24 protein-coding genes are annotated in these 23,360 nt (G+C 65.6%); 12 read left to right on the plus strand and 12 right to left on the minus strand.

The window, feature by feature from the left end; translation table 11 throughout:
* Positions 1-211: 211 nt before the first annotated feature.
* The 3 genes from HU751_RS21920 to HU751_RS21930 all read left to right on the plus strand — a co-directional run bounded on the left by HU751_RS21920 (position 212) and on the right by HU751_RS21930 (position 4,077).
* Positions 212-1,864 (plus strand): nitrite/sulfite reductase, encoded by a 1,653-nt coding sequence (locus HU751_RS21920; protein WP_186733115.1) that lies wholly within the window; start codon positions 212-214, stop codon positions 1,862-1,864.
* Positions 1,848-2,342: a DUF934 domain-containing protein gene (locus HU751_RS21925; protein ID WP_186733113.1), complete on the plus strand. Its 495-nt coding sequence runs from the start codon at positions 1,848-1,850 to the stop codon at positions 2,340-2,342. The genes HU751_RS21920 and HU751_RS21925 overlap by 17 nt, the downstream gene beginning before the upstream one ends.
* A 169-nt stretch (positions 2,343-2,511) precedes the next feature.
* Positions 2,512-4,077, plus strand: coding sequence for a hypothetical protein (locus HU751_RS21930; RefSeq protein ID WP_186733111.1), 1,566 nt, complete (start codon positions 2,512-2,514; stop codon positions 4,075-4,077).
* Positions 4,078-4,151: 74 nt separating this feature from the next.
* Here HU751_RS21930 and HU751_RS21935 read toward each other — a convergent pair whose 3' ends face one another.
* Together HU751_RS21935 and HU751_RS21940 are read right to left on the minus strand one after the other, a co-directional pair.
* Positions 4,152-5,012, minus strand: a complete 861-nt coding sequence (locus HU751_RS21935; protein ID WP_186733109.1) for an AraC family transcriptional regulator — start codon at positions 5,010-5,012, stop codon at positions 4,152-4,154.
* 130 nt (positions 5,013-5,142) lie between these two features.
* Complete coding sequence (locus HU751_RS21940) at positions 5,143-6,189, minus strand: class I SAM-dependent methyltransferase (RefSeq protein ID WP_186733107.1); 1,047 nt, start codon at positions 6,187-6,189, stop codon at positions 5,143-5,145.
* Positions 6,190-6,384: 195 nt separating this feature from the next.
* Here HU751_RS21940 and HU751_RS21945 point away from each other — a divergent pair, with 195 nt between their 5' ends.
* The 3 genes from HU751_RS21945 (at position 6,385) to HU751_RS21955 (ending at position 7,792) form a co-directional block, all read left to right on the plus strand.
* A complete protein-coding gene (locus HU751_RS21945) occupies positions 6,385-6,873 on the plus strand; it encodes a signal peptidase II (RefSeq protein ID WP_186733105.1) in 489 nt (162 codons plus the stop codon).
* Between the two features lie 171 nt (positions 6,874-7,044).
* Entirely contained in the window at positions 7,045-7,605 is a 561-nt protein-coding gene (locus HU751_RS21950) for a hypothetical protein (protein ID WP_186733104.1), read from the plus strand.
* On the plus strand, positions 7,595-7,792 hold the full coding sequence (locus HU751_RS21955; protein WP_050706115.1) for a hypothetical protein: 198 nt from the start codon (positions 7,595-7,597) through the stop codon (positions 7,790-7,792). The genes HU751_RS21950 and HU751_RS21955 overlap by 11 nt, the downstream gene beginning before the upstream one ends.
* 122 nt (positions 7,793-7,914) lie before the next feature.
* Here the strand turns inward: HU751_RS21955 and HU751_RS27055 are convergent, their stop codons facing one another.
* From HU751_RS27055 to gspG, 8 genes are read right to left on the minus strand one after another with little or no spacing between them, the layout of a single operon-like run.
* On the minus strand, positions 7,915-8,040 hold the full coding sequence (locus HU751_RS27055) for a hypothetical protein (protein WP_264082623.1): 126 nt from the start codon (positions 8,038-8,040) through the stop codon (positions 7,915-7,917).
* Between the two features lie 4 nt (positions 8,041-8,044).
* Positions 8,045-9,250, minus strand: a complete 1,206-nt coding sequence (gene gspF / locus HU751_RS21960) for a type II secretion system inner membrane protein GspF (protein WP_186733102.1) — start codon at positions 9,248-9,250, stop codon at positions 8,045-8,047.
* Positions 9,250-10,671 carry a type II secretion system ATPase GspE gene (gspE, locus tag HU751_RS21965; RefSeq protein WP_186733100.1) on the minus strand — a complete coding sequence of 474 codons (1,422 nt, stop codon included), beginning with the start codon at positions 10,669-10,671 and terminating at the stop codon, positions 9,250-9,252. The genes gspF and gspE overlap by 1 nt, the downstream gene beginning before the upstream one ends.
* The gene (gspD, locus tag HU751_RS21970; RefSeq protein WP_186733098.1) at positions 10,668-13,037 is read right to left on the minus strand and encodes a type II secretion system secretin GspD; all 2,370 of its coding nucleotides are present in this window, start codon (positions 13,035-13,037) and stop codon (positions 10,668-10,670) included. Before gspD ends, gspE begins: the two co-directional genes overlap by 4 nt.
* Positions 13,034-13,555 (minus strand): type II secretion system protein M, encoded by a 522-nt coding sequence (locus tag HU751_RS21975; protein WP_186733097.1) that lies wholly within the window; start codon positions 13,553-13,555, stop codon positions 13,034-13,036. Before HU751_RS21975 ends, gspD begins: the two co-directional genes overlap by 4 nt.
* Positions 13,545-14,465, minus strand: coding sequence for a type II secretion system protein GspL (gene gspL, locus HU751_RS21980; protein WP_186733095.1), 921 nt, complete (start codon positions 14,463-14,465; stop codon positions 13,545-13,547). The genes HU751_RS21975 and gspL overlap by 11 nt, the downstream gene beginning before the upstream one ends.
* Positions 14,462-15,412: a type II secretion system minor pseudopilin GspK gene (gene gspK, locus HU751_RS21985; protein ID WP_186733092.1), complete on the minus strand. Its 951-nt coding sequence runs from the start codon at positions 15,410-15,412 to the stop codon at positions 14,462-14,464. Before gspK ends, gspL begins: the two co-directional genes overlap by 4 nt.
* Before the next feature lie 6 nt (positions 15,413-15,418).
* A complete protein-coding gene (gene gspG, locus HU751_RS21990) occupies positions 15,419-15,865 on the minus strand; it encodes a type II secretion system major pseudopilin GspG (protein WP_050706125.1) in 447 nt (148 codons plus the stop codon).
* A gap of 151 nt (positions 15,866-16,016) precedes the next feature.
* On the opposite strand from gspG, the gene gspI reads away from it, so the two are divergent.
* Positions 16,017-16,376, plus strand: coding sequence for a type II secretion system minor pseudopilin GspI (gene gspI, locus HU751_RS21995; protein WP_186733091.1), 360 nt, complete (start codon positions 16,017-16,019; stop codon positions 16,374-16,376).
* 10 nt (positions 16,377-16,386) lie between these two features.
* On the opposite strand, the gene HU751_RS22000 is transcribed toward gspI, so the two are convergent.
* Positions 16,387-17,385 (minus strand): bile acid:sodium symporter family protein, encoded by a 999-nt coding sequence (locus HU751_RS22000; RefSeq protein WP_186714053.1) that lies wholly within the window; start codon positions 17,383-17,385, stop codon positions 16,387-16,389.
* 142 nt (positions 17,386-17,527) lie between these two features.
* Here HU751_RS22000 and ampC point away from each other — a divergent pair, with 142 nt between their 5' ends.
* From ampC to HU751_RS22025, 5 genes are all read left to right on the plus strand, one after another.
* A complete protein-coding gene (gene ampC / locus HU751_RS22005) occupies positions 17,528-18,667 on the plus strand; it encodes a class C beta-lactamase (protein WP_186733090.1) in 1,140 nt (379 codons plus the stop codon).
* 345 nt (positions 18,668-19,012) lie between these two features.
* A complete protein-coding gene (locus HU751_RS22010; protein WP_186733088.1) occupies positions 19,013-19,345 on the plus strand; it encodes a hypothetical protein in 333 nt (110 codons plus the stop codon).
* A 138-nt stretch (positions 19,346-19,483) separates the two neighbouring features.
* Positions 19,484-20,263, plus strand: coding sequence for a DNA/RNA non-specific endonuclease (locus HU751_RS22015; protein WP_186733086.1), 780 nt, complete (start codon positions 19,484-19,486; stop codon positions 20,261-20,263).
* A gap of 112 nt (positions 20,264-20,375) precedes the next feature.
* On the plus strand, positions 20,376-21,380 hold the full coding sequence (locus HU751_RS22020; protein ID WP_186733085.1) for an AAA family ATPase: 1,005 nt from the start codon (positions 20,376-20,378) through the stop codon (positions 21,378-21,380).
* On the plus strand, positions 21,377-22,015 hold the full coding sequence (locus HU751_RS22025) for an HNH endonuclease (protein WP_186733083.1): 639 nt from the start codon (positions 21,377-21,379) through the stop codon (positions 22,013-22,015). The genes HU751_RS22020 and HU751_RS22025 overlap by 4 nt, the downstream gene beginning before the upstream one ends.
* On the opposite strand, the gene HU751_RS22030 is transcribed toward HU751_RS22025, so the two are convergent.
* Positions 21,984-23,360 carry a hypothetical protein gene (locus tag HU751_RS22030; RefSeq protein ID WP_186733081.1) on the minus strand — a complete coding sequence of 459 codons (1,377 nt, stop codon included), beginning with the start codon at positions 23,358-23,360 and terminating at the stop codon, positions 21,984-21,986. The genes HU751_RS22025 and HU751_RS22030 overlap by 32 nt on opposite strands.

A 23,360-nucleotide genomic window follows, 5' to 3' on the forward strand; every position in this document is an offset into this window, starting at 1 on the left:
ACTTCCCTGCGGAGCAAACCCCGGATTATAGCGCCGCGATGTACCGGCGCGGACAAATGCCAGTCAGTCTCACTTAGTCCAAATGGTTCTTTTCATATGCAAAAACATCACTTTAGCGCATAAACCCACTCTGCTATCGTGCCTCGGCTCCGACCTGGAGTGCGCGGCCGTGCGCGCGATTAGCTGCATGCTAGCCTGAGACAGGACTTATATGTACGTATACGACGAGTACGATCAGCGGATCATCGAGGACCGCGTCAAGCAGTTCCGTGATCAGACCCGCCGCTACCTGGCCGGTGAGCTGAGCGAAGAAGAATTCCGCCCTCTGCGCCTGCAGAACGGCCTGTATATCCAACGTTTCGCGCCGATGCTGCGTGTCGCCGTGCCCTATGGCCAGCTGAACGCCCGCCAGACCCGCATGCTGGCGAAGATCGCCCGCGACTACGACAAGGGCTACGCGCACATCAGCACCCGCCAGAACGTGCAGTACAACTGGCCGGCGCTGGAAGACATCCCGGAGATCCTCGCCGAGCTGGCAACCGTGCAGATGCACGCGATCCAGACCAGCGGCAACTGCCTGCGCAACGTCACCACCGACCAGTTCGCCGGTGTCGCCGCCGACGAGTTGGTGGACCCGCGCCCGTGGTGCGAGATCGTCCGCCAGTGGACCACCTTCCACCCGGAATTCGCCTACCTGCCGCGCAAGTTCAAGATCGCCGTCAACGGCTCCAGCGACGACCGCGCCGCCATCGAAGTGCACGACATCGGCCTGGAGCCGGTGCGCAACGCCGCCGGTGAGCTGGGCTTCCGCGTGCTGGTCGGCGGCGGCCTGGGCCGTACTCCGGTGATCGGCTCGTTCATCAACGAGTTCCTGCCCTGGCAGGACCTGCTCAGCTACCTGGACGCCATCCTGCGCGTGTACAACCGTTACGGCCGCCGTGACAACAAGTACAAGGCGCGGATCAAGATCCTGGTCAAGGCCCTCACCCCGGAAGTGTTCGCCGAGAAGGTCGAGGCCGAGATGGCCCACCTGCGCGGCGGCAGCACCACCCTGACCGAGGACGAAGTGCAGCGCGTTGCCCGTCACTTCGTCGACCCCGAGTACCTGGCCCTCGACAATGTCGACTACGCCCCCCTGGACGCCGAGCACCCAGGCTTCGCCCGCTGGCGTTCGCGCAACACCCGCGCGCACAAGAAGCCGGGTTATGTTGCCGTGACCCTGTCGCTCAAGCCCACCGGCGTCGCCCCGGGCGACCTGACCGACAAGCAGCTCGACGCCGTCGCGGACTTCGCCGAACGCTACAGCTTCGGCTACCTGCGCACCTCCCACGAGCAGAACATCATCCTCGCCGACGTCGAGCAGCGCCAGCTGCACGCGCTGTGGCTGGAACTGCGCGAGCAAGGCTTCGCCACCCCGAACATCGGCCTGCTGACCGACATCATCTGCTGCCCGGGCGGTGATTTCTGCTCGCTGGCCAACGCCAAGTCGATCCCGATCGCCGAATCCATCCAGCGCCGCTTCGACGACCTGGACTACCTGTTCGACATCGGCGAGCTCGACCTGAACATCTCCGGCTGCATGAACGCCTGCGGCCACCACCACGTCGGCCACATCGGCATCCTTGGCGTGGACAAGAAGGGCGAGGAGTTCTACCAGGTCTCGCTGGGCGGCAATGCCGCCCGCGACGCGAGCCTGGGCAAGATCCTCGGCCCCTCCTTCGCCCAGGACGACATGGCCGACGTGATCGAGAAGCTGATCAATGTGTACGTCGAGCAGCGCACCGAAGACGAGCGCTTCATCGACACCTACCAGCGGATCGGCATCGACCCCTTCAAGGAACGCGTCTATGCAGCGAATCATTAAGAACAACCAGATCGTCGACGAAACCTGGCACCTGCTGCCCAAGGACGTCTCGATCGACGCGCTGACCAACTGCGACGACTACATCGTGCCGCTGCAGCTGTGGCGTGATCATCCGAGCCTGCTCAAGGCCCGCGACGGCGGCCTGGGCATCTGGCTGGACAGCGACGAGGAAGCCGAGGAAATCGGCGAAGACGTCGAGCACTTCCAGGTCATCGCCCTGAACTTCCCGGCCTTCACCGACGGGCGCAACTACTCCAACGCGCGCCTGCTGCGTGACCGCTACAAGTTCAAGGGCGAGCTGCGCGCCATCGGCGACGTGCTGCGCGACCAGCTGTTCTACATGGCCCGCTGCGGCTTCGATGCATTTGCCATCCGTGCCGACAAGGACCCGGAAGACGCGCTGCAGAGCCTGAAGGACTTCTCGGTGACCTACCAGGGCGCCACCGACGAGCCGCTGCCGCTGTTCCGTCGCCGCTGATCGTCGCTTGCCGTACGCTCGGCCCGCCTTCTGGCGGGCCGATTCGTTTCTGCGCCTGCAAGACGAGCAGTCCGAACATGGCTGAGGAAAAATCCGAACGCTCGCTCAGGTTTTCTGATGGCATGCCGATATCAGGGCATATCCTTTTCACTCCGCAAGGAAAGCGACGATGAGCCCGATCACTTCGGCATTGCGACTGACGCCGATCCAAACGCCACCCGCTCCCGCGCAGAACCTGATCGTTCGCCAGCCCGCGAGCGTCGCCAGCGCCCCTGGCACCAAGGTCAGCCTGGGCCAGGACACCCGCATTCCCGACAGCGAGACCTACACCTCGCGAGGCACGCTGGACAGCGCGCAGCCCAGCTACACCTGGGAACAGGACGGGCTGGACAAGCTGAGCATGTACATGTTCAGCGCGGTCAAGTCGTCCACCACCGCCGGCCGCTTCCAGGGCCTGGGCAGCGCCCTGGTGGAACAACTGGCGGCCAATGGCGGCCAGCGCGTCTCCCAATCAGCCTTGCAGCTCAACGAGACCGACACTACCCCGCTGAGCCTGCAGCAGGCACGCCTGCGCGAGTTTGCCAGCAATACCGTCACCCTCAGCCTCACCACCGCCTCCGGCGCCACGGTGAAACTGGGCTTGTACAACGGTGAACGGGGCCTGGCGGTCGACGCCGAAGTCCAGGGCGGCGAGTTGAACGCCAACGAGCTCAAGGGCCTGGCCGCCCTGGCCGACGGTTTCCAGTCGGCGATCAATGGCCTGACCCGGCAACCGCCGAGCCTGCAGCTCGGCGCGCTGGTCAAGCTCGACCCGAGCCTGTTCAGCGGCCTGCAGATGAACGCCAAGCTGGATTTGCCCAGCGGTGGGCAACAGACCTTCGACCTGCGTCTGGACGGCTCCACCCGCAGCCTGAAACTCGATGGCCCGAGCGGTCAGGTGCAGCTGGACCTCGATAGCCAAGGCGGCGCGCTGCTGGGCGGCAAGGCCCAGCGCCAGGCCGCCCTGGACAACTACCTGACCCAGTTCGACGAGGCGCAGAAACGCGGCAAGGGCGATGCGCAACTGACCTCGCTGCTCAAGGATGCCTTCAGCCAACTGAACAGCATCGACGACAACAGCCCACGCCCGGCGGGCCACAACGACGCGGTGAACACCTACAGCCGTGCGTTGCTCAGCGGCCTGGCCGACTTCAAGGCCTCGATCGTGCAACCGTCCAGCCGCCCGAACGCACGGCGCCTGGACGAGGAAGACCGCTTCGCCTACCAGGTGTCGCAATCGACCTCGACCAGTGGCCAGGGCACCACCATCGCCCGTCAGCAACGCCAGGAGGCCAAGCTGGACGCCGCCTGGCATTCGAGCCTGTCGTCCGCGGCCAAGCTCACCGCAGAAGATCCTTTCGACGAGAAGAACTACCGCTACCACACGCTCAGCGAAACGGCGAGCAGCACCACCGAGCTGTCGTTCGTCGACAACGTGCTCAAGGAAGCCAAGGCCACCCAGGAGGCCACCAGCAACAAGCGCGTATTCACCTACGAGGGTGGCAAGCTCGAGTCGGATGTCAGTACGCCCGAATCGGTGAGCCGCTCGCGCAACCTGCTGAACCTGCTCGACGATCTGTTCAAGACCGATGAAAAGGCCCGGCGCAACGGCAGCCCGTACGACCTCGACGCGCAGCTGGCGGCCCATGCCGGGCTGTGGCAGTTGCAAACCGACCCGGCGAAGATCCGCGACTGACCGCGCCGCCGCGCAGACAAGCCCGCCCCCGCAAGGACTGCAGGGGCGGGCTTGTCTGCGCTCGGCCCTGGCGCTCAGCGCAACGGCACGTAGATGTCCGTCTGCCACTGCTCCAGCGGCGTCTGCGGGTAGATGCTCAAGTAATGGAAGAACAGCGGATGATCGCGCAGCTCTTCGCCACTGGCCGGTAGCCAATCGCGGTAGATCGGGTAGATCGTCTCGCCGATATGATCCGGTGAGCCGACATGCCGCACCACGGCGCAACGCCCGGCGGGCAGGCCCGACTCCTGCACGCCCTGGGCGTTGGGCGCCACCGCCTCGTGGATTTCCCCACAGATGGCGAAGCGGAAGTCTTCCGGTGCGGTGGTATCCGGGTTATTGAAGGGGATGCCGAAACTGCGGCTGCTGGCCACGGGCGATTGCCCGCTGCTCATGCGCCAGTCGATGAAGCGGCGCACGGTCTCGCTGACCTGGCTGGCCGGCCCGCAATGCTCCAGCGCCGCAAGGCGCACGGCGGCGAAATCGACGATTCGTACCTGCATGGTGATGCTCCTGGAAAAATGAGGGATGGCAAACACCGTGTTCCATACCTGCCAGTCGGGCCGGCGGCGGAACGCGCTGGGCGCGTGCCCGAATGCCCGCCGGAACGCCCGGCTGAACGCTTCCGGGCTTTCAAAGCCCGCCTCCAGCGCTGCCTCCAGCACCGAGTGCCCGGGCTGGCCGACCAGCCGATGCGCCGCACGACGCAAACGCATCAGCTGCACATAGCGGGCCACCGGTACACCCACATAGGCGCTGAACTGGCGATGGAAGTGGAACACCGAAAAGTGCGCCACCACACTCAGGGCCTCCACCGACAGATCGCCTTCCAGGTTGTCCTGGATGTAAGCGAGCACAGTGTCGAAGCGGGTCTTGTAATGGGCATTGACGGACAAGCTCGGTTGCTCCTGGAATCACGGCAGGCCACAGGTTCGCCGATCCGCCCCTGGGCCCGCCTAGCTGTATTTGCTCAAACACCCCTTGGTAGTCGGGCTGCCCCGCACCGAGAACAGTACCGACGAATCTCTACTTCCTGGCCTCCAGAATCAAGTTGAACGGTGTCTGCGTCGCCCTGCGGAACTGGCGGAACCCGGCCTCTTCGAACACCGCCCGCAGGCGCGCCTCGCCCGCCTGGGCCCCCAGTCCCAGTCCCACTTCCTGGGACAGCGAGTTGGGCGTGCAGATGAAGGTGGACGCCGCATAGAACAGCCTGCCGACCGGGTTGATGTTGGCATCCAGCGTATCCTCGGCGAACGGCTCGACCAGCATCACCGTGCCGTCGTCCTTGAGCGCTTGGTAGGCATGCCGTGCCGCCCCCACCGGATCGCCCATGTCATGCAGGCAATCGAAGAAGCACACCAGGTCCAGGTTGCGGCCGGGGTAATCCTTGGCCGAGGCCTGCTGGAAGCTGACCCGGTCGGCCACGCCCGCGTCGCGGGCCCGTTCGCTGGCAGTTTGCACCGACGGTGCATGGTAGTCGTAGCCGGTAAAGCGCGAGGCCGGAAATGCCTCGGCCATGACGATGGTCGAGGCGCCGTGGCCACAGCCGACATCGGCCACCTGGGCGCCAGCCTGCAGCTTGGCCACCACCCCTTCCAGTGCCGGTAGCCAGTCGGCCACCAGGAAGGTCCGATAGCCCGGTCTGAAGAAGCGTTCGGTACCGCTGAACATGCACGGATGATGATCGCCCCAGGCAAGCGCGCCGTCGCCGCGCATGGCCGCGACCAGCTTGTCCTTGTCATGGAACAGCGCCGCCAGCACCGAGGCGCCGCCGGCCATATAGACCGGGGAATCCTCCAGGGCCAATGTCATGGCCTGCTCCTGCGGCAGGGTGAACTGCCCGTCGTGGTGCGCCAGGTAACCCGCCGCGGCCTGGCCATTGAGCCACTCGCGCACCAGCCTTGGCTGGCAACCGGTGCGTTCGGCCAGCACCTCGGGGGTGACCGGCTGGCTGTCGGCCATGGCCCGGTACAGCCCGAGTTCATCCCCTAGAATGACATTGGCCAGCGTCGCCGCCGCGCCCATGTCGCCCACCAGCTTGCCCATGAATTCCTGAAGCCGTGCCTCGTCCATGACCTGCCCTCCTCTTGCCAGAAGGCCACCGTCGGCGACGTCCGGTCCGGGAGGCGGTGGTCGGATGGATGATCGGGCCGCGTCTGCAACCGACCCGGACTTTAAGTCTAGACCCGCCTGCGCTATCTTCGCCGCGCTGCCGGCAGCCCCGCCAATACCGGACGGCCGCGCCCGCGCAGCGAAGGAATTGCCTGCATGTTCTCCAGCCGTACCCTCGTCCTGATCCTGGGCGTCGCCTTCATCATGCTCGACCAGTGGGTGAAACTGATCGCCCTGGTCGCCCTGAACAACCACAGCTATGTGGTCGGCAACCAGTTCGTCTGGCTCGACCTGGTCCTGAGCCTGAACCCGGGCGCGTTCCTCAGCCTCGGCGCCAGTTTGTCCCAGGGCCTCAAGCAACTGATCTTCGTCGCCGCGGTAGGCGTGGCCTGCTGCTGGGCCGTGACCTGGGCGCTCAGGCACTGGCAGGCGACCCCGGTGAAGGCCGGCGCGGCCTACTTCATCGCCATGGGCGGACTGGCCAACCTGATCGACCGGGTGCTGCGCGACGGGCACGTGGTCGACTACCTCGTGCTCAACCTTGGGCCGCTGCATACCGGCGTGTTCAACCTTGCCGACATCGCCATCATGGCGGGTGCGCTGGTGCTGGCGTTGGGTGCTTTGAAGAAACCGGCCAGGATCTGAGTCCCACTTGCCAGGAGGTCGAACGCCAGACAGCGTCCGACCTCCAAAATCGCTTGGCCAGATACTGGCCACACAAGCCCAAGAAACTTCCTTCAACTCTCAAGGCCCAGTCCGAGAACAACTCAAGTTAACTTCACGCTACCTCAGTTTTCCTGCATTCGAGGGCAGCGCATGGACGGATGGCAACTGGCCGAGCTCGCCGGGCTCAAACAGGCCGCACGCGGGCAGATCACCCAGGACACCTGGCAGAAGAACGGCGCACGGGCCATTCGGCTGACAGTCGACGAGATCGATGAGCGCGCCATCCTGGCGCATGAAGCCTGGCACCCGGATCACTACGACTTCGGCTGGGACCGTATCCTGAAATGGAAAACCCGCCCCGCTCATGCCCGCGCACTCGATATCGCACTCTGGCATGACGATCAGCTGGCAGGCATGTGCTGGGCATCGCCCCAGGCCAGCAAGGAGAAGATCATGGTCCTCTATCTGCAGCGCAACCCCGACAGCGCCCTGCCGACCAGAGGCTATGTCGCACCTCTCTGCCTGAGCGGTGTACGCTACTACGTACTGATGCTGGGCTTGCAATGGGTCGTCATCCGCAACCCTCTGCCTCAGGCGCGGGCTGCCTACGAACTGGATGGTTTCCGCCAGGTAAAAGGCATCGGCCTTGCCTACGAATTGACCCGTGGCTATGCTTCCCCCACTCTGGAGGGCCTTCCCAATGGTGAATGATCCCGGCGACTTCAACGCCAACGTGGCCCGTTTCAAGGCCATTGCCGACAAGCAGATGGCTCGCTTTCGAGCATCGGCGCAATACGATGATTTTCTGTCGGATGATGCCATCGACGCTTTTGCCAAGGTCGAAAGCTCTGCTTATGCAGGCCGACCGCACAAGCCACGCAAGCCATCTGCCGCCTGAACGAAGACGGCCCGCGTCAAACACTGCGGGCCTCTTCGCTTCATTGTTCAACCATCCTTCTTCGCACCTGCCTCCAACCGTTCCAGCAGCGCATCGGCCAACGCCTTGTCGGAGAACGAGTTCTACCCGGTGATCAACTCGTGATCAACCAGCACATGGGGCTGCCAGGCCTCGGCATAGCGCTTGTCGCCTCCCGCGCCGATCCCTTGCGCCACTGGTTCCGCCAGCAGGCGTGGACGGCGGCGCAACAGGTCATTGCACCAACTGGTTGATCTCGATGATCGGCATCAACACGGCCATGACGATCAGCAGCACCACTGCGCCCATGACCACGATCATCAATGGCTCCAACAGCGCGGTCATGCCCATGGCGCGGCGTTCGATGTCCTTGGCCAGGCTGTCGGCGGCGCGGTCGAGCATCGGCGGCAGGTTGCCGGTCTTCTCGCCGCTGGCGATCAGGTGGATGAGCAGCGGCGGAAAGACCTTCTCCACCGCCAGCGCCGAGGCCAGCCCGGCGCCCTCGCGCACCCGCGCCGTGGCCTCGTTGACGCACTGGTCGAGGCGGTCGTTGCCCAGGGTCTGGCGCGCCGCCTGCAGTGCCCGCAGCAACGGTACCCCGGCGCTGCCGAGGATCGCCAGGGTGGAGGCGAAACGCGCCGTGTTCAGGCCCAGCACGAAGCGCCCGAACAACGGCAGGCGCAGGATCCGCCCATGCCACGCCAGGCGCGCCGCCGGGGCGCGCAGGTAGACCCGCCAGCCCCAGAATGCTCCGGCCATCAGGGCGAAGCACAGCACACCCCATTCGCGCACGAAGTCACTGGCCGCCAGCATGGCCAGGGTCAGCCCGGGCAGGTCCTGGCGCGCCTGGGTGAAGGCGCTGACCACCTGCGGCACCACGTAGCTGAGCAGGAAGATGACGATACCCACCGACACCAGTCCCACCACCCCGGGGTAGATGAATGCCGTGAGGATCTTGCCACGCAGGGTGTTGCGGTCCTCGATGTAGTCGGCCAGGCGCTCCATCACCTGGGCCAGGTCGCCGGATTCCTCGCCCGCCGCCACCAGTGCCCGGTAGATCTCGGGGAAATCCCTCGGCCGCTCGGCCAGGGCATCGGCCAGGTGCATGCCGCTGCGCACGTCGCCGCGCACCGCGCCCAGCAACTGCGCCACATGCTTGCGCTCGGCCTGCTCCAGGGTCGCCCCCAGCGCCGCCTCCAGCGGCAGGCCGGCGGCCAGCAGGCTGGCCAGCTGACGCGTGGCCCAGGCCAGGTCGCCGTCGGACAGTTTCGCGCCGAACAGGCCACTGCCCTGCCCGGCCGCAGCCTGGACTTCGACCTCCAGGGTGGTCAGGCCCAGGGCGCGCAGCTGGGCCATCGCCGCCGCCTGGCTGTCGGCTTCGAGCAGGCCCTTGACCACGCGGCCCTGGGCGTCGGCGGCTTCATAGCGATAGCGGTTCATCAGGCGTCCCGTGTCACGCGCAGGATCTCTTCCAGGCAGGTGCTGCCGCTGTCGACCCAGCGCTGGCCATCCTCACGCATGCTGCGCATGCCATTGCGCCGGGCGGCGGCGCGCAGGGCCTGTTCGTCCGCGCCCTGGTGCACCAGGCTGCGCACCTCGTCGTCCACGCAGAACAACTCGTGGATGCCGGTACGGCCGCTGTAGCCGCAATGGTTGCAATGCGCACAGCCCACCGCGCGGTACTGCCCGGGCGTTGTCGGGTCGGGCTCGCGACAGTGCGGGCACAATCGGCGCACCAGGCGCTGGGCCAGTACCCCGAGCAGCGCCGAGGCCAGCAGGAACGGCTCGACGCCCATGTCGATCAGGCGGTTGACCGCCGACACCGCATCGTTGGTGTGCAGGGTGGCCAGCACCAGGTGCCCGGTCAGCGAGGCCTGCACGGCGATCTGCGCGGTCTCCAGGTCGCGGATCTCGCCGATCATGATCACGTCCGGGTCCTGGCGCAGGATGGCGCGCAGGGCCACGGCGAAGCTCATGTCGATGCGCGCGTTGACCTGGATCTGGCTGATGCCCGGCAAGTCATATTCCACCGGATCCTCCACGGTGAGGATGTTACTGACGCTGGCGTCCAGCCGTGCCAGTGCGGCATACAGGCTGGTGGTCTTGCCCGAACCGGTGGGGCCGGTAACCAGCACGATGCCGTGGGGCTGGCGAATCAGCTGGTCGAGCCGCTCCAGCAGGCTGGAGTCCATGCCCAGCGTCTCCAGGCGCAGGCGCCCGGCCTGCTTGTCGAGCAGGCGCATCACCACCCGCTCGCCATGACCGGTGGGCACGGTGGAGACGCGGATATCGATCGGTCGCCCGGCCACGCGCAGGGCGATGCGACCGTCCTGGGGCAGGCGCTTTTCGGCGATGTCCAGCTGCGCCATGATCTTGATCCGCGACACCAGCGCGCCATGCAGCGCCTTGCGCGGCGAGACCACGTCGCGCAGGGTGCCGTCGACCCGGTAGCGCACCAGGCAGTGGCTCTCGAACGGCTCGATATGGATATCGCTGGCCTGGTCGCGCGCGGCCTGGGTGAGCAAGGCGTTGATCATGCGGATCACCGGCGCGTCGTCCTGGGCCTCGAGCAGGTCGGTGACTTCCGGGATGTCCTGCAGCAGGCGATCGAGGTCCACCTCGTTCTCCGCCGCGCCCACCACCGCGGCCGCGCTGCCGGTGTCGGCGTAGGCGCTGACCAGCAGAGTATCCATCTGCGCATCGTCGAGCGCCTCGATCCGCGCCGGGCCATGGCGTCTGCGCACCTCGGCCACTGCCCAGGCCGGGCTCGACGGGCAGCGCGACAACACCGCCCCGGCCTCACCGTCCACCCGCAGCACCAGGCGCTGGGCCTTGGCCCAGGCGTATGGCAGGCGGCTCAACGCGCCACCTCGTCCACCGGCACCGCGCGAATCGCGGCCCGTGGTGCACGCAGCGCCGCCGGCTGGGCGCGGCCCTGGTCGGGCACGCCCTGCTCCACCGGCGGCAGCAGCGGCATGTCCATGTCCGGCAAGGCCCAGGAGTGCTCGGGCTTGAGGCTGCCCTGGGCGCGGCGGATGAAGTCGTAGCGGTTCAGGGTGATGCTGCGCCCGACCGCGGCATCGCGCACGATGTACGGACGCAGGAATACCATCAGGTTGGTCTTGGTGCTGGCCCGGCGCTCGCTGCGAAACAATGCGCCGACCCCCGGCAGCCCGGACAACCACGGAATGCCCTCGTTGCTCTGGGTGTAGTTGTCCTGAAGCAGGCCGCCCAGGACCATGATCTGGCCATCGTCGAGCAGAATGCTGGTGTCGATGGCACGCTTGTTGGTCACCGTGCCGGCCGCGCTGGAGGCACGCTGGTCAACGCTGCTGACCTCCTGGTAGACGTCCAGCTTGACCGTGCCGCCCTCGGAGATCTGCGGACGCACGTTCAGCCGCAGCCCCACCTCTTCGCGCTGGATGGTCTGGAACGGGTTGTTGCTGTTGCCGCCGCCGTCGGTGACGTACTGACCACTGACGAAGGGGATGGTCTGGCCGACGAAGATGCTCGCCGCCTCGTTGTCCAGGGTCAGCAGGTTGGGTGTCGACAGCACGTTGCTGCCACCCTTGCTCGTCAGCGCCCGGGCCAGCACCTTGAGGTCAAGCACTTCGCCGATGCCCGGGATCTTCACCGTGCCGTCAACCACCCCTACCGACAGCCCCTTGGGCAGCACGTCGATGCTGCTGGGTCCCTTGACCAGGCCGCTGCCGCCGAGGTTGGCGCCGCCAAACACTCCATTCTTGCCTAGGTTGCCGGCCTGCCACTGGATGCCGAACTCGTTGGCATCGTCCTCGCCGACCTCGACGATCAGGCTTTCCACCACCACCTGGGCGCGGCGCTGGTCGAGCTGGTCGATGACTTCGCGCAGGCTGCGGTACAGCGGCTCGGGCGCGGAGATCAGCAGGGTGTTGGTGGTCTTGTCGGCCTGGATGGTCGCGCCACCGGCGGAGAACGCGGTACCCTGGTCGTTCTGCTGGGTGCTGCTGCCATAACCATTCGGTGTAGTGCCGGCGCCCTGGTTGCTACTGCGGCTGGCATTGGCGTTGTTGTTGGCGCTGTTGCCCTGCGCGCTACTGCCATTGCCGCTAGTGCCGTTGCCACTGCCGCCGGTGAGCATGCCGCCGCCGCTGAGCAGCGCGCGCGTGGCGTCGTTGCCGGTGCTGTCGCTCTCGCCGGTCAGCAGCCCGCGCAGGCTCTGCGCCAGCTTGTCGGCCTGAGCATTGCGCAGGTACACCACATGCAGGTTGCCGGCGCTGTTCTGGGCGTTGTCGAGCTTGTAGATCAGGTCACGTGCCAGCTGGGTGCGCTCGGGGCTGCCGGAGCGGATTACCACGCTGTTCGAGCGCGGGTCGCCCAGCACGCTGATCTTCTGGGTCGGGTCGCTGCCCTGGCTGTCGAGCAGTTCGTTGACCATGCCGGCGATGTCGCTGGCGATCCCGTTGTTGATCGCCACCACGTCGGTGTCGATGGCCGTGGGTATGTCGACCCGGTCGAGGATCTGCGCCACCCGCTCGAGGTTCTCGGCGTAGTCGGTGACGACCAGGGTGTTGTTGCCGGGGTAGGCGTTGATCGGGTTGTCGGGCGAGACGATCGGGCGCAGCACCGGGATCAGGTTGACGGCGTTCTCGTACTGCAGGCGGAAGGTACGGGTGACCATGCCGTTGCCGGCGTCGCGGTCCCCGGTCACCAGTGCGCCGCCGAGCAGCTTGGCGTCGGCCTGGGGCACCACCTGGGCCACGCCGCCGACGTCGACCACGCTGAAACCCTGCATGCGCAGGGCCGACAACAGCATGCCATAGGCTTTGCTGGCGGGCACCTCGCCCTCGGAGACCAAGGTCAGCTGGCCCTTGACCCGCGGATCGACCAGGAACTGCCGGCCTGTGGCGCGGGACAGGCCGCGCACCACGGCCTGGATATCGGCGTCGACGAAGTTCAGCTGTACCGGCTGGTCACCCAGTGGATTGGCCTGGGGCGGCGTTGCCTCGGCGCGGCTGTGGCGCTGGCCGACCCGAGGGGCAGGCTGTCGCGTTGCCGGGCGGGTCTGCGCCTCGGGCTGCGCACGATGGTCCAGCACGCCCGTCGAGGTACTGGCCTCGGCCAACGGGCGACCCAGCTCGCTGCTGGCCAAGGGGCGTTGCACGCTCGGCGCGCTGGTGCAGGCGCTGAGCGCCAGGGCCAGGAGCAAGGGCGCGAACGGCAGTCGCGGTGAACGGAGGCACATCATGAAGGGTCCTTAGCGCCATGCGCCTGATCCATGCGAAGGGTTCCTGAGAAGGTCACCGGGCTGCCCGGTTCGGTAGCCGGGTCGCGGCGTAGCGCCAGTTGGCCGATGCCAAGTCCCAGCCGCGGCGGCACGCCCTGTAGCCAGGCCATCGCCGCTTCGGCCGGGGCCCGCTGCCAGCTCAGGCGCCAGGCATCGCCGTCAGCGTCGAGTTGTGTCTGTGCCAGCAAACCGGCCTGTTCCAGGCTCTGGCGCAATGCCAGGGCGATGTCTGCTGGGCGCTGCGCCAGACGCTCGCCAAGCAGGGCGTCAAGCGACTGGGCCTGGCCGCGCAGCTTGGGTGTCTCGGCCTGCCAGTGGTCGATCTTGGCCAGGGCCGGCTGGACCAGCACCTGCCAGCAGAACAGCACACCAAGCAAGCCGCCACCAAGGGCGACGGCACGACGTTCTCGCGCGGCCAGGGCGTGCCAGCGCTGCCGCCCCTGTGCACGCAGGGTAGCCAGGCGCGCCTTAGTCGACATGGGCCAGCTCCTCGCCAGACGGGTTGGTCGCGCGCAGTGTCCAATCTTGGCCGCTGGCTTGGCCATCGATGCCACGGGCGGCAAGATCAGCCTGCCAGGCGCTGTCCGCCGGGACCTTGCCGCCGTCGGGCAAGGTGGTAATACGCAGCTGGCCATCCTGGTAATCCATGGCCTCGACATTACCGGCCAGGAACGGCATGACCTGCCCGGCACCCTCCAGCAATGCCGTCAGCCCCGCCGCCGCGCTACCCTGCCCGCCCTGCAACTGCTGGCGCGCCTGCTGCAACGGGTTGAGCACCACCGGCAACTGCGGGAAAGCCAGGCGCACCTGGGCGACCATGCGAGTACGCAATGCTTCGCCCTCGCGAGCCAGGTGTGCGGCGTAAAGATTAAGGCCCAGGCACCAGACCAGCGTTGCCGCCGCCCAGATCCCCAGCGTGCGCCCCCAGGCCATCGGCTTTGCCGGCCCGGCCAGGCCGCCGGACAGATCCGCTGCCGACGGTGCATCGTCTTGGCGGGCGTGCAACCCGGTCGTCTTGATCCCACCGAGCTGCAGCCACGCCTGCAGCCGTGCCAGTTCCGTCACCCCGAGCCAGGCCACCGCAACCTGCCCATCGGCCCGACGCGGCCCATGCGCCACATGGACCTGCCCGGCATCACCCAGTACCAGCCCCTGCACCGCGCAGCACACGGCCGACGTCAGGCGCTTGCCGGCCAAGGGTGGCATGGCGATCTCCAGGGCCAGGCTATCCTGCTCGTGAAGGTGCAGACGCCAGGGCGCGCCCTTGGCCTCCCGAAGCAGTTGCCCACGGTTCGCCTGCCCGTGCCGATCAGCTAGGCGATACTCCAGAACCGATGCCTCGCCTAGTTCGGCCAGCGGTGCCAACCAGACCTCCATGACCGTGCTCATGCCCCCACCCGCCGCCAGATGACATCCGGCAACCGCCCCTCGCGCTGGCGCAGCAGCGCCTGCAGGGCAAGCTCGCGATTGCCCAGGCGCGCCAGGCCATGCAGGCGGAACCAGTCGCTGTTGATCCCCACCCGCACATTGGTCACGACCAGGGATGGCATGTGCAGGCGATTGACGAAATCGCCGCGATTGATGAACCAGCGCCCGCCATCGCGTTCGGCCACCAACGCTGCAGCCTGCTGCAGCGACAGGCCCGGTACCTGGGCGGCCAACACCTCGGCACTGGCGGTGTTGCCGTTGACCCAGGTCAGCGCCGGCAGCACCGTGACGAAGCGGCGCAGGCGCGCCAGGGCTTCGCCATCCATGCCCTTGAGCCCGGCCAGGGCCTCGACGCTGCGCAGCATAGGGCGCCTGGCCGGCAACGTTTCGGCGGTGCTGGACGGTGAAGTCGCACGGCCACTGTCCAGGCCCAGACCGGGATTGGAGGGTGTGGCCAGCGGGCGCTGTGGGTAGCTGTCGATCACCTGCCCGGCAATGGCCGTGGCCAGTCGCTCATTGATCCCGATCAACGCGCACAGACGCTGGAAGGTCGCCAGCGCCTCGGCATCCACCTGCCCATCAACCACCAGGTTGCGCAGGTTGAACTTGCCCTGCTCATCCTCCAGTTGCCCGTCGAAACGCACGCTGCCGGACGGCACATCGCGCATCGGCCGGGACCAGGGCTGGCCGCCACGCACCAGCGGATCGCGCAGGCGCTGTTCGAACAGCACCTGGCGGCTAAGCTGCAAGCCGCCTTCCAGGGCCCACTGGCCCTGCAATGCCAGCTGGCGATTCTCCACCTGACGGGTCAGCAAGCCCTGACGCTCGATCATGCCGGCGGCGATCACCGCCACCACCGTGGCGATCAGCAACGCACTGATCACGGCCATGCCCTTTTGGCGCGCCATGGCCGGTCACAACTGCCAGGAGCCGAGATCGGCATTCACCCCGTCGCCGCCGGCCTGGCCGTCGGCGCCCAGGGAGAACACATCGATCTCGCCGTTGGCGCCCGGGTTCAGGTACTGGTACGGGCGCCCCCATGGGTCGTTGGGCAGGCGGTCGAGGTAGGCGCGCCATTGGCCGTCCTTGGCCTGGGCCGGCTTTTCCACCAGCACCTTCAGGCCCTGGTTCTGGTTGGGGTAGGCGCCGTTGTCCAGCCGGTACAGCTTGAGCGCCTGCATCAGCCCGCCGATGTCCTGGCGCGCCGCAGTGGCGCGGGCTTGGTCTGGGCGATCGAGCACCTTGGGCACCACCATCGCCGCGAGAATCCCGAGGATCACCACCACCACCATGATCTCGATCAGGGTAAAACCCTGTTGGCGGATACGCTGGGCGGGCATGTTGCGGCGGGCGATCTGCATCTCGGCATTCCTTGCGTGAGTTCGAATCGGGGGCCGATTGTGGCAAGCCGGTATGTCACGGATATTGAAAAAGCTCGGGAGTCGGCGTCGTCAAACCGTCATCGCGCCGCTCTAGAGTGCCGCTTTGCCCTGCGCGAATAATGGAGTTCCCGTGCGCACCACCGAGGCCGGTTTCACCCTGATCGAAGTGCTGGTGGCGCTGACCATCGTCGCCGTGGCCATGGCCGCCGCCGTGCGCGCCACCGGCTTGATGACCCAGGGCAACGGGCTGTTGCGCGACAAGGGGCTGGCCCTGCTGGCGGCCCAGGGGCGCCTGGCCGAGCTGCGCCTGGAGGGCGGCGCGAAGCCCGGCGTCAGGCAGTTCGAATGCGACCAGGGCCGTTTGCGCCTGCGCTGTGAACAACGCCTGTCGCGTGCGCCGGGGACGATGCTGGAAGTGTCGCTGCAGGTTTTCGACCGCCAGCGCGAAGGGCCGGCGCTGGCGCGATTGCAGACATTGGTGAGTCAGTGAGCGCAGCGCATCATTTCAGCGTGACGCTCGCCTCCGGATGCCCCGCCTCAACCCGCGCCGCATACCGCTGCGCCAGCACCGCACAGACCATCAGCTGGATCTGATGGAACAGCATCAACGGCAGGATCATCGCCCCGATGCCGCCGCCGACGAATAACACCTGCGCCATGGGCACGCCCGTCGCCAGGCTCTTCTTGGAGCCGGCGAACAGGATGGTGATGCGGTCCTCGACATTGAACCCGAGCAGCCGCCCAAGCAACCGCGTGCCCAGCAACACCACTGCCAGCAGGATCCCGCACACGGCGAACAGCCCGGCCAGGTGCTGCGGCGACACCGTGTGCCACAGGCCGGTGACCACCGCCTCGCTGAACGCGGTGTACACCACCAGCAGGATCGAGCCCTGGTCCACCACCTTCAGCCAACGCGCATTGCGCTTGACCCAGGCGCCGATCCAGCGGCGGGCGACCTGCCCGGCGACGAAGGGCACCAGCAACTGCAGGGTGATCTTCAGCACCGCATCCAGCCCGGAGCCGGTGTCGCCCGAGGCGCCCAGCAGCAGCATCACCAGCAGCGGCGTCAGGAAGATCCCCAGCAGGCTCGAGGCCGCCGCGCTGCAGATCGCCGCCGGCACGTTGCCCCGGGCCAGCGAGGTGAAGGCGATGGCCGACTGCACCGTGGCCGGCAAGGCGCACAGGTACAGTACGCCCAGGTACAGCTCGTTACCCACCAGCGGCACGAACAGCGGCTTGAACGCCAGCCCCAGCAACGGGAACAGCACGAAGGTGCAGGAGAACACCAGCAAATGCAGGCGCCAGTGACCGGCACCGGCGATGATCGCCTCACGGGACAGTTTGGCGCCGTGCAGGAAGAACAACAGGCCAATGGCCAGGTTGGTCAGCCAGCCGAACAGCAGCGCGCCCTCGCCGGAGCACGGCAGCACAGTGGCGATGAACACCACCCCGAGCAGGGCCAGGGTGAAGTTGTCGAACAGCATCCGTAGATATCTCATCTCAGTTTCCGTCTTGTCTTTGTGCAAGCCTGGACGATAAGGTCTTGGCCTTTGTGCCGCTAACGCCGGAACCCCTGTCGGTGTCGCCCAACGGACACCTCGCTTCGCCACGCCCCTGATCCACGACAAGGAACGCCCCACCATGAAACGCCCCCCACACCTGCTGCTGGCCGCCACCCTGACGCTGGCCGCGCCGCCGCTGCTGGCCAACGACCTGCAAGCCACCGTCGATGGCGTCATCCCACCGCTCATGCGCGAGCAAGGCATCGCCGGCATGGCCGTGGCGGTTTACGCCAACGGCCAATCGCATTTCTTCAACTACGGCCTGGCCGACAAGGCCAGCCGCCAGGCGGTGAGCCGCGACACGCTGTTCGAAGTCGGCTCGGTGAGCAAGACCTACACCGCCACCCTCGCCGCCCTGGCCAGCGCCGAAGGCAAGCTCGACCTGCAGGCCCCCGCCAGCCGCTACCAGCCAGCCCTGGCCAAGGCCTCGATCGGCAGCGCCAGCGTGCTGGAGCTGGGGGCCTACAGCGGCGACTGCCTGCCCTTGCAGTTCCCTGATGAAGTGCAGACGCCATCCCAGACCCTGGCCTGGCTCCAGCACTGGCAACGCCGCTTCGCGCCCGGCACCCACCGCTGCTACTCGAACCCCAGCCTGGGCCTGTTCGGCGACCTCGCGGCCCGCGCCCAGCAACGGCCGTTCACCGAACTGATGACCCAACAGGTACTGCCCCGCCTTGGGCTCAAGCACACCTACCTGGAGGTGCCAGCCAGTGCCCGCGGGCTCTACGCACAAGGCTACGACGCCAACGACAAGCCGGTGCGGGTCAACCCGGGCCCCTATGCCGAGCAGGCCTATGGCATCAAGACCAGCGCCAGCGACCTGCTGCGCTATGTGCAGTTGCAGCTGCAACCGGACACCCTCGACCCGGCCATGCGCAAGGCCATCACCATCACCCAGTCCGGTTACTTCCAGGTCGGCGCGATGACCCAGGGTCTGGGCTGGGAGCGCTACCCCTACCCGGTCAGCCTCGACACCCTGTTGGAATACAACGGCGCCAAGATCATCCGCGGAGAAAACCCGATCCAGGCGCTGAACCCGCCGCTGCCCGCCGACCCTGCCGCCTGGTACAACAAGACCGGCGCCACCGGCGGCTTCGGTGCCTACGTGGCGTTCGTGCCGTCCAGGCAAATCGGCATCGTGCTGCTGGCCAACCGCAACTACCCCAACGAAGAACGCGTGCGCGCCGCGCAGCGCATCCTCTCCAGCCTGGAGCCGTGACACGCTGATTCCTGATGACGGCGAACGGACTCGCCAGACAGAACGAACAGGATTGTCCGACAAGATGTAGTGACCAAAAATAATCACTACAAAATGGTTGACGCCCTTCCCGCGCCTTGTGCATGATGAGGCCGTCTCCCCGATCGGGAGCGGTGGCAAGGGTGTTCCAGACGGCCTGCGCGGTAACGCAGGCCGTCCGTGGAGAGGGAAACTGCCCAGAAGGCAGCGTGAGAAAGCCCCTGTTGCGAAGCTGCTGTAGCAGCCTTGGTTAGCGCGCTACATGGTGTGGCGCCGAATGTGAACTTCAGTCGAACTTCACCAACGAATGAGAGTAATGGGGGCTTTATGATGAACTTGAACAACAATCCAACCATCGACCAATTGGCCCGGCTGTTCGCCGCACGCAAGGACAGCCTCGACGACCACCTGCTGTGGGTCAGCCAGTCCGGCGAGGTCCGTCTGGACCGCCTGCCGCCGAACACGGTCGAAGCCGAATTCGAATCGCACATGCCCAGCATGCGCGCCCGCTTCAAGGTCTACCGCCGTGGCCAGGGCTACGTCGGCAGGAAGGCCGCCGCCGACACTACCTTCGTCGGTCGCGTACTGCAGACCCTGCAACAAGAATGGCCTGGCGCCCGCGAGCGGCAGGCAATCAAGGTGATCGACTCGCTGAACTGAATGCGTCGGCAGTCCACCGTTGCTTGAGCCCGGCCCGCAAAGGCCGGGCTTTTTCATGCCTGATGGCCAACCCTTTCACAGGCAACCGATCCGCAGACTGTTGTACCATCGCGCGCCTTTGATCAAGGAAGACGCGCCATGCGCCGTTTGCTGTTCCTGCTGTTGGCCCTCAGCCTGACCTCCTGCGCCCCGCGCCTGCCCTCCCCGCCAGCTCCCGAACCCGCCGCCCCGCCGCTTACCCTGCTCGATCACGGCCGCTTCCGGCTCTGGTACGACTGTCAGCGCGGCGAGCCGCACCGCTTCGCGTTCACCCTATGGAAAGACCAGGGCCATTTGCAGCGCATCGACAACTTCCGTATCGACCGCAGCCTGCCCGAGGGTTGCATGGGTCAGTTCTCGGCCAAGGCCTACTCGATTCCCAAGGGTTACCACCGCGGACACCTGGCGGCCAACAATCATTTCGACGACGACCGCGCGGCGATGGATGCCTCCAACCTGATGAGCAACATCGTCCCGCAACTGGCATCGCACAACAGCCGTACCTGGTACCAGACCGAGCTGCTGACCGAGTGCTACCGCGATCTGCAACCGGTGACGGTGATCGGTGGCGTGGTGTTCGGCCATGCCGGCGCTGCACTGGACAACGACGCCTTTGTCACGTCCCATGGCATCGCCACGCCCGAGGTGTTCTGGAAGGTGCTGCTGACCGAGGATGACCAGGGCCAGCCCCGGGTCATCGCCTGGTGGATCCCGCACCAGGCCGGGCTGGGCACCGATCTCGACCCGTACCTGCGCAGCGTTCGTGAAATCGAGGCGTTGCTCGGCCCGGACGAGGCACCAATAGAGGTGCCGGAGGCCCTGAAAGACCAGCGCCCTGTCCAGACCTGGCCAATACCGGCCGGCTGTGATCGGCAATAAACCGGTCGACGGACAGGCTTGAGGGAGGCAATAAATGGCGTAAAGCCATCACTCAACGTATGCTGCCCGCTCGCGAACGGCCCCGATTGCCGATCCCAGGAAAGGATTCTCCATGCGTACCCGACTGCACGACTTCGACTACGATTGCCCCCTCTCGATCCTCATCGGCGAAAACGGCAGTGGCAAGAGCCAGGCCCTGGCGGATATTGCCGAGGCCTACATCAGCAAGAACCGCACGGTCATCGCCATTGCCAACTGCCCATTCGACAAGTTCCGTGACAAGGGCAAACGCTACTTCTTCATGGGTGGCCGCTATGGCCAAACCTTCCTCTCGATCGCGCTGCAACGTGTCATCGCGTCGATCAAGGAACCTTCCGATACCCGTTTCCTGATCGGTACGGTACTTGAGCGCCTGGGATACCAGCCTCGCATGGGCATCTGCCAGGAGAACGCCAAAGCTCGAATCGACTGGTTCGACCTGAGTAGCAGCCAGTCTTCCGAGAGCCTCTCGCGGTATTCGGACGAAGGTGCCTGGACACTCAATCTGTACAAGGACGAACTACGCAACTGGCCGGCAATCTTCCTGCACAAGGGCAACGAACAATTCCCCATGGAGCAAGCGAGCTCTGGTGAGATCCAGTTGATCACGACCCTGGCCTTCATTGCTTCCCACATCGACAAAGATGCAGCAATCCTGATCGACGAACCGGAGAACAGTCTTCATCCACGTTGGCAGCGCGACTACATCAAGAGACTGTTCGATCTTTTTCACTATCACAGGCCCAGGGTGGTCATCGCAACCCACTCACCGGTCATGGTCACTACCGCGCCCCACGCCGAAATGCCCTGGCAGGCCTATGCCGTCAAGGACAATGCCCCCCGCCCCTTGGACTGTGGTGACGAAGGCATGGAGCAAGTGCTATGGGACGTGTTCAGGATGCTGACGCCACGCAGCGCTTTCCTGTCCCACCATATGACCACCCTGCTGCACCGCCGGCAGCAGGGCATGCTGACTGAACAGTTGTTCCACCGTGAGTTCGATGAATTGGAAGCCGCCGCCGCACATGACGGCAAGCAACTGCAGCTGATTCGCAAGGCGAGGATGCTCGTATCATGACCACATTCGCCTACACGATCGATGAGCACCTGAGTATCGCCAGGGCGCTACAGGTCGGCACCAGACCTCGCCCTTCAGCCAGAGAAATCTGGGAATCCGCCCATGTAGCACCGATCAAGCAACGGCTCAAGGCGCACAAGCGCCGTGAGCAAGGCGAGCGCTGCTGTTATTGCCAGCGACCCATTGGCGGCGAGTACAACATGGTGCTGGATATAGAGCATGTATTGCCAAAGAGCCAGTTCAATCATTGCATCTTCGACCTGCCGAACCTGGCGGTGGCCTGCGCCAAATGCAACAGAAAGGTCAAACGCGCACGACTGGACTTCATTGACCCGGCATTGCTGCGCATCCCCAGAATGCACAAGAGCCTACTATTCAACCCGGATTATTACCGCATTGCTCACCCGAACCTGACCGATGCCTACAAGCATCTCACCATAAACGTTCACCTGGTCGGACGGAGCACCTTATTTCACTACGACCTGCTCACCCCCATGGGCAAATACATGTACGACTTTTTCGAACTCCATGAGTTCGAGTCCGAATCCATCAGCCACGCCCAGGGCATACCTGCCCCGGTGAACGAAGACCTGCACGAACAGATCAAGGCACTGGAGCGGGAGATCTACGGTTGAACGCAGCGGCCTCGCTGCGCAGCGCCATCGACTGGTAAAGATTCGCGTAGCGCTCCAGCAAGACCCTGGTTTGCAGCAAGTGCACGGACAACGGCGGGTCCCAGGCTGGGGTCGCCTCCAGTGCATGCACCTCAAAGGCACGACCCGGCAGCCACATTTCCAGGGCAATGGGCGGTTCGCCCGCCGCCGTCGCGGATAGATGGCAGCGCAGCAGCAAAGCGTAGATTTCCAGGTTGGTGAAATCCCGTTCTTCCTTGGTCGGTGGCTCGTCCTCCTTCTCCTTCGGCCGCTGCCAAAGGGGTTGCGGGTAATACTTGAAGTCGACCACACGCCACCGCTCGCCAGCGTTCACCACCAGGTCGGGGCGCCGATGCAGATGATTGCGCGAGAACACCAAGCGCTGCGCCCCTTGCCAGCGCGCCATGTCCCTGGGACCGCAAACCCCGCGGGGCAGATGCTCGAAGTCACAGTTGTGGACGGTGGTGTCGGCATTTTCGGCCAAGGCATGGCACAGGCACATCGACTCCCATACCGCCCAGAATCCTTGTACGCCCCAAACCAGGCCAGGAGCCTGCTCCACGCTGCTCGCACCCTGCAGGTATCGCGCCAGGGCATCATGCAACCGGCAGTAGGTGGCATCCCTTGGCGTGGCCTGGCGGTCGATGCGCCACAACAAGTGGCTGAGCCGCTCGCGGCAGTGCTTGATCTGCTCCGCATCACCCAGGTAGAGCGAGTCGTCCGTCGCCAGGTAGCGGTGCTGGAAGTCTTCCGCCAGGGCTATTCCATCACGGAAGAAACTGCCCCAGGCGCACTGAAGATCCACCTGCAGCAGGTGCTGGTAGAAGTCCCGCGCCAGAAAACAATAGAGCCCCACGATTGCCTGTTTGCCCAGGCCCATTGTCCGACGCATGCCTGGTACCCGGTCCAGATACGGGATGTCGCCTTCGTCGAAGAGCGCACGGGACAGGTGCCGGTCGAGTCGCTGGACGTCCTGAGCAGACGTCATGCCAGGATGCGCATGCAAGGACACTATGCTGCGAGGGTCCACCTCATCGAACAGCTCGTCGAATGCCAGCATGTCGACAAACCCCGCTCCCTTGCCCGCTGCCTGCGCACCACCTTTGCCATGCCGCTCCACGCCATCCCTGGCCGCCATGATGCGCTCGCCATGCCCGGTGCGGCGAAACACGGCAAACATGCGGTAAAGCAGCGAAAAGACTGCGGTAGGTGACAACCCGCTGCAGTCGAGACCGTGAGGCACCTTGAGCAGAGGGCGTCCTTCGGCGCTCAGGAACAGACCAATGTCCTGTTTGCCTTCGACGATTTCAAGCGCTTCGCATAGCAT

The organism is Pseudomonas peradeniyensis, assembly GCF_014268935.2.
GTDB lineage: Bacteria > Pseudomonadota > Gammaproteobacteria > Pseudomonadales > Pseudomonadaceae > Aquipseudomonas > Aquipseudomonas peradeniyensis.